This window comes from Plesiomonas sp. (assembly GCF_051650925.1).
Lineage (GTDB): Bacteria > Pseudomonadota > Gammaproteobacteria > Enterobacterales > CAMTGL01 > Plesiomonas.
The window spans coordinates 1-4,662 of record NZ_JBOFRH010000462.1; the positions used below are offsets into that span (position 1 = coordinate 1).

Below are 4,662 nucleotides of genomic sequence, written 5' to 3' on the forward strand. Positions count from 1 at the left end.
GCACTGGTGATTGCGCACCGTTTATCGACCATTGAAAGCGCCGATGAAATTTTAGTGATTGATGAAGGCGAGATTGTTGAACGTGGTCAGCATGCTGAGTTACTGGCAAAAGAGGGCGCTTATGCCCAGTTGCACAGAATGCAGTTTGGGGTGTAAGACACACCATGATTGAGCGTTTGTGGTTTTCCCGTTCACGCTGGTGTTGGTTGTTATTGCCGCTGTCGGGCGTGTTTGCGCTGATCAGCGCAGCACGGCGCAGTGCATTTCGTTTAGGCTGGAAAAAAAGCTGGCGAGCGCCTGTTCCCGTGGTGGTGGTCGGTAATATTACGGTCGGCGGTAACGGTAAAACACCGATGGTCATCTGGCTGGTTGAGCAGTTGCAAGCTCGCGGGTTTCGGCCTGCCGTGGTCTCACGCGGTTATGGTGGTCAAGCTACGCAGTATCCGCTGCTGCTCAATGAACACACTCTTGCCACGCAAGCGGGTGATGAACCTGTGTTGATTTACCAGCGCACTGGAGCGCCGGTTGCTGTTGACCCAAATCGCAGCCGTGCAGTGCAGGCATTGCTGGCTGAACACACTGTTGATGTGATCATTACTGATGATGGTTTACAGCATTATGCACTGGCACGTGATGTTGAAATTGTTATTGTTGACGGTCAGCGCCGTTTTGGTAACGGTTTTCTGCTGCCAGCCGGCCCTCTGCGTGAGGGAGTATCGCGTTTAAAATCAGTTGATGCGGTGGTCGTCAATGGCGGTGATGCACAGCCAAACGAAATTCCGATGCAGCTACAGGCTCACTGTGCGGTTAACCTGTTAACCGGTGAACAACGTGCGGTGGATGCGTTACCTGCGACAGTGGCAATGGCCGGTATTGGTCATCCACCCCGCTTTTTTGCCACTTTGCAAACACTGGGCGCGACACCTATCCGCTGTGTTGCTTTTGCTGATCATCAGGCATACAGCCAGCAGCAGCTTGCTGCATTGACCTCGGGAGAGCAGGTTTTGCTGATGACAGAAAAAGATGCAGTGAAATGTCGGCATTTTATTCAGCCAAACTGGTGGTATTTACCGGTTCAGGCCCAGTTGCCAGAAACCGAAGGCAATGCACTTTTGGCGCACATTACGGCGCAAATCAGCGCGTAGATTATAAAAAGGAGATGACGTATGGATCACCGTCTGCTTGAGATTATTGCTTGCCCCGTTTGTAAGGGAAAATTGCAGTATGACAAAGAGAAACAAGAGTTGATTTGCAAATTAGATCGTCTGGTGTATCCCATCACTGAAGGCATTCCGGTATTACTGGAAGTGCGTGCACGTGAGCTGACGGCAGAAGAGATCTTATCATGAGTTTTGTTGCGATCATTCCTGCTCGTTATGCGTCAACCCGTTTACCGGGTAAGCCGCTGGCGGATATCGCTGGAAAGCCAATGATCTTGCATGTGATGGAAAAAGCACAGCAATCAGGTGCTGAACGTGTGATTGTGGCAACCGATCATCCTGATGTTGCTGCAGTGGTGATTGCCGCCGGTGGCGAAGTTTGTATGACACGCGCCGATCACAACTCTGGTACTGAGCGGCTGGCCGAAGTGATTGAGCACTATAATTTTGCCGACGATACGATCATTGTTAATGTGCAGGGTGATGAGCCGCTGATCCCACCGGTGATTATTCGTCAGGTGGCCAATAATTTGGCACAGGCTGATCAGGCGCGTATGGCTACATTGTCTGTTCGCATTGAAGACGCTGAAGAGGTGTTTAATCCCAATGCGGTAAAAGTACTGACTGACCAGCAAGGTTATGCACTCTATTTTTCGCGTGCCGCTATTCCGTGGGATCGCGATAATTTTGCTCGCACGCAAACGCAGATTGGTGATTTTTATCAGCGGCATATTGGCATTTATGCTTATCGGGCCGGCTTTATCCGCCAGTATGTTAACTGGGCACCAAGCCAGCTTGAGCAAATAGAGAGCCTCGAACAGTTGCGGGTGTTGTGGTATGGCGAAAAAATCCACGTTGCAGTTGCAGAGCAAGCACCTCCGGCAGGAGTGGATACACAAGAAGATCTGGATAAAGTTCGTCAGATTTTAGCGTGAAAAACCAACCTAGCACAGAGTTTGATTAAAAAACCACCGAGAGGTGGTTTTTTTGTTTGATCCCCAGAGTGGAATGAGGTCAGATAAAGAACAAGGGTATTTGACTGACTGGCTCATGGAGGGATTAACATGGAGTGCCTAACAGAGGAACTCAGTCTGTTGCTGGGTGAGAAAGTATCGCGTACCGAGATTGTCGGAAAGGGCGCATTTTCAACGGTATTTGCATTATACGACAGCAGTAATGCCGCATTCCCTGTGGTTGCAAAAGCCTACCCAATGAAGGGGATGGCTGAAAGTGAGATTAGCAAGCTTTCGGTATTGGCCCGCCATGCAATGGTACGCATGCCCGCTATTTATGGTGTACACCATTCAGAGCAAAGCGCGGCGTTTAAAGAGGTCGTTCTGATGGAACGTTTGGCAGGGATCAGCGTAACCGCTCCCTGTCGTAATGCCAACCGTTCAGCGGCACTGAGCGAGCAGATTGCCGATTGCTTATTGAGTTGGCATCGTGTTGATGGTCAAGGGCTATCTGGGCTGAGCGGTGAATTAAGTGATGTGGCATGGCCGCTCTGGTATCGGCAATATTTAGCGGGTTTATGGTCAGCCATTGAAGCAAACCCTGCCTTTTGTGATTATGCCGAGCGCATTGTGCTGTACCGTTCACTGGAACGTTATGATCAGTTTTTTTCCGAGTTTGATGATGCATCTGTACTGGTACACGGTGATTTCAAGCTGCGTAATTTGCTTAAAGATGCAAAAACCGATCAATTGATTGCCGCTATTGATCCTGGTCCGATGCAGTGTGCACCGCGTGAATTTGATTTGATCCACCTTTGCTGTGAACCCTTCGCAGAAAAAGTATTATCAACCTATCTGCAAAGAGCACCGGTTGCCGAACAGTTTGCGGCACGCCGTTGGTTGTACAAAGTGTGGGATGAGGTGGCGTGCGGGCTGAAAAAAGGAAAACTTGATCACAGCATTTTTGCGATATACAGCAAACTGCTTACCCCATGGCTAGAGTAAACAGTATGGTCAAACAACAGAGTAAACACTGCGGGTGATAATGGCCGCGTTATAACGCTGATTTAAGTGTTAACCACCATTCCCCGAGTAATTCATACCATGCTCGTTCGCTGCGCTCTATATAGGCTGCTGCGGGCAGGTATTGTTCCCAAAAGTTACCTTTTCCCTCGGAAGAGAGCTGGTTTGCGGGAGCTGGAATCGGGTGCATACCGTTTTCAGCAAACAAGCGCATAGCACGTGGCATATGGCTGGCCGAAGTGACCAAAACGGCTGGCTGGTTGTTGATTAACGCTTTCATTGCAACGGCTTCATCTTCAGTATCACGCGGTGTCTCAATTAAAATCATATCCTCTTTTGGAACACCCAGACTTGATGCAACCTGTGCCGCTACGCGTGCACTGCTGACTTCTGATGCTGAAGGCGCGCCACTAAATACCAGTTTGGCTTTCGGGTGCATACGGTAAATACGGATCCCTTCAGTGATACGGGCTAGCGTATTACGCCCAACTTGTGAGCTTGGCGGAAGTAGTGGGTCATATAGGTAAGAGCCTCCGAGCACCAAAACATAACTGATTTCACCGCTGGGCTGGTAAACCGGAAACTGATCTTCGCGCGGTTTGAGCAAGCGGTCAGCAATTGGCTCACTTGATACCAGTAACAAAGCACACCAGCTTAGCGTGATCATCCACCGCCCGCTACGCTGCCAGCGGCTGAACCACAATAGCAATAGTCCGGCGAGCATGATCAGAATAATGCTGGGTAAGGGCATCAGCAGAGCACCAATGATTTTTTTTAACTCGAACATGCTATCCCTTAAAAAAATATCTCCATAAATATAATAATGTATGCCATTGAAAAATATAACTGTATTACAAAATTACTTTACACTTACCGTTTTTTTGCGAGGAAGATAGGTATTTTCACCGGAATAAGCTGTGAGTGACGAAAAAGAGGAGGTGATAATCGTGAAAAAAGAACATAAAAATTTGCCAGTGTGTTATGTAATTATGTTCATTTAAATACCGCTAGAGAGTTTTTCCCGTGTTTAAATGGGGTGTGATATCCAATATGTGACACATTGACTCACTCTGTGCAATATATAAATTGCATACTCAAATTAATAAGACAATGTGTTTAAATTGTGTATTAAGGCTATCTAATAACAGCACTATAACATGCAGTATAATTACTTGTTTTCATGTGCTGTTTGTTGATGGAGTGAGTATTGTCTGAATAGAGCTGTTATTTAAGGGGATAACCGGATTATGTTATCGACCTAATAATGGGTGGTGTAGTTGAGTAAATGCAGTATCACACTGGGGTTTTTCCTAAATGTCATTTCAATGATGAAGTCAAAAATAGTGAGCAAAACAAAGACACTCAGTAAAACGATAAGTACTCTGACGGTAAAGCGGCTGCAGAGTAAATAGATAATTGACTTAACATAATGGTTTCCAGGAAACATAACAGCTCCTTCTACATAGTGCTTTGAATCACTATTGTTATGTTGAAATATTTACATCACTGTCTATTAAATGATATTC

5 protein-coding genes are annotated in these 4,662 nt (G+C 47.0%); 4 read left to right on the top strand and 1 reads right to left on the bottom strand.

Annotated features, from left to right (window positions below; all coding sequences use genetic code 11):
* Positions 1-164: 164 nt before the first annotated feature.
* The 4 genes from lpxK to ACRC27_RS11175 all read left to right on the top strand — a co-directional run bounded on the left by lpxK (position 165) and on the right by ACRC27_RS11175 (position 3,118).
* Positions 165-1,145 (top strand): tetraacyldisaccharide 4'-kinase, encoded by a 981-nt coding sequence (gene lpxK / locus ACRC27_RS11160; RefSeq protein WP_438639893.1) that lies wholly within the window; start codon positions 165-167, stop codon positions 1,143-1,145.
* Between the two features lie 21 nt (positions 1,146-1,166).
* Positions 1,167-1,349, top strand: coding sequence for a Trm112 family protein (locus ACRC27_RS11165; protein WP_438623386.1), 183 nt, complete (start codon positions 1,167-1,169; stop codon positions 1,347-1,349).
* Positions 1,346-2,095, top strand: coding sequence for a 3-deoxy-manno-octulosonate cytidylyltransferase (gene kdsB, locus ACRC27_RS11170; protein ID WP_438639894.1), 750 nt, complete (start codon positions 1,346-1,348; stop codon positions 2,093-2,095). Before ACRC27_RS11165 ends, kdsB begins: the two co-directional genes overlap by 4 nt.
* Positions 2,096-2,224: 129 nt before the next feature.
* Positions 2,225-3,118: a phosphotransferase gene (locus ACRC27_RS11175; RefSeq protein ID WP_438623384.1), complete on the top strand. Its 894-nt coding sequence runs from the start codon at positions 2,225-2,227 to the stop codon at positions 3,116-3,118.
* 49 nt (positions 3,119-3,167) lie between these two features.
* On the opposite strand, the gene elyC is transcribed toward ACRC27_RS11175, so the two are convergent.
* Entirely contained in the window at positions 3,168-3,923 is a 756-nt protein-coding gene (gene elyC / locus ACRC27_RS11180; RefSeq protein ID WP_438639895.1) for an envelope biogenesis factor ElyC, read from the bottom strand.
* Positions 3,924-4,662 lie beyond the last annotated feature (739 nt).

Coding starts and splice junctions, on each gene's coding strand:
- lpxK (WP_438639893.1), top strand. CDS start 165: ATGATTGAGCGTTTGTGGTTTTCCCGTTCACGCTGGTGTTGGTTGTTA.
- ACRC27_RS11165 (WP_438623386.1), top strand. CDS start 1,167: ATGGATCACCGTCTGCTTGAGATTATTGCTTGCCCCGTTTGTAAGGGA.
- kdsB (WP_438639894.1), top strand. CDS start 1,346: ATGAGTTTTGTTGCGATCATTCCTGCTCGTTATGCGTCAACCCGTTTA.
- ACRC27_RS11175 (WP_438623384.1), top strand. CDS start 2,225: ATGGAGTGCCTAACAGAGGAACTCAGTCTGTTGCTGGGTGAGAAAGTA.
- elyC (WP_438639895.1), bottom strand. CDS start 3,923: ATGTTCGAGTTAAAAAAAATCATTGGTGCTCTGCTGATGCCCTTACCC.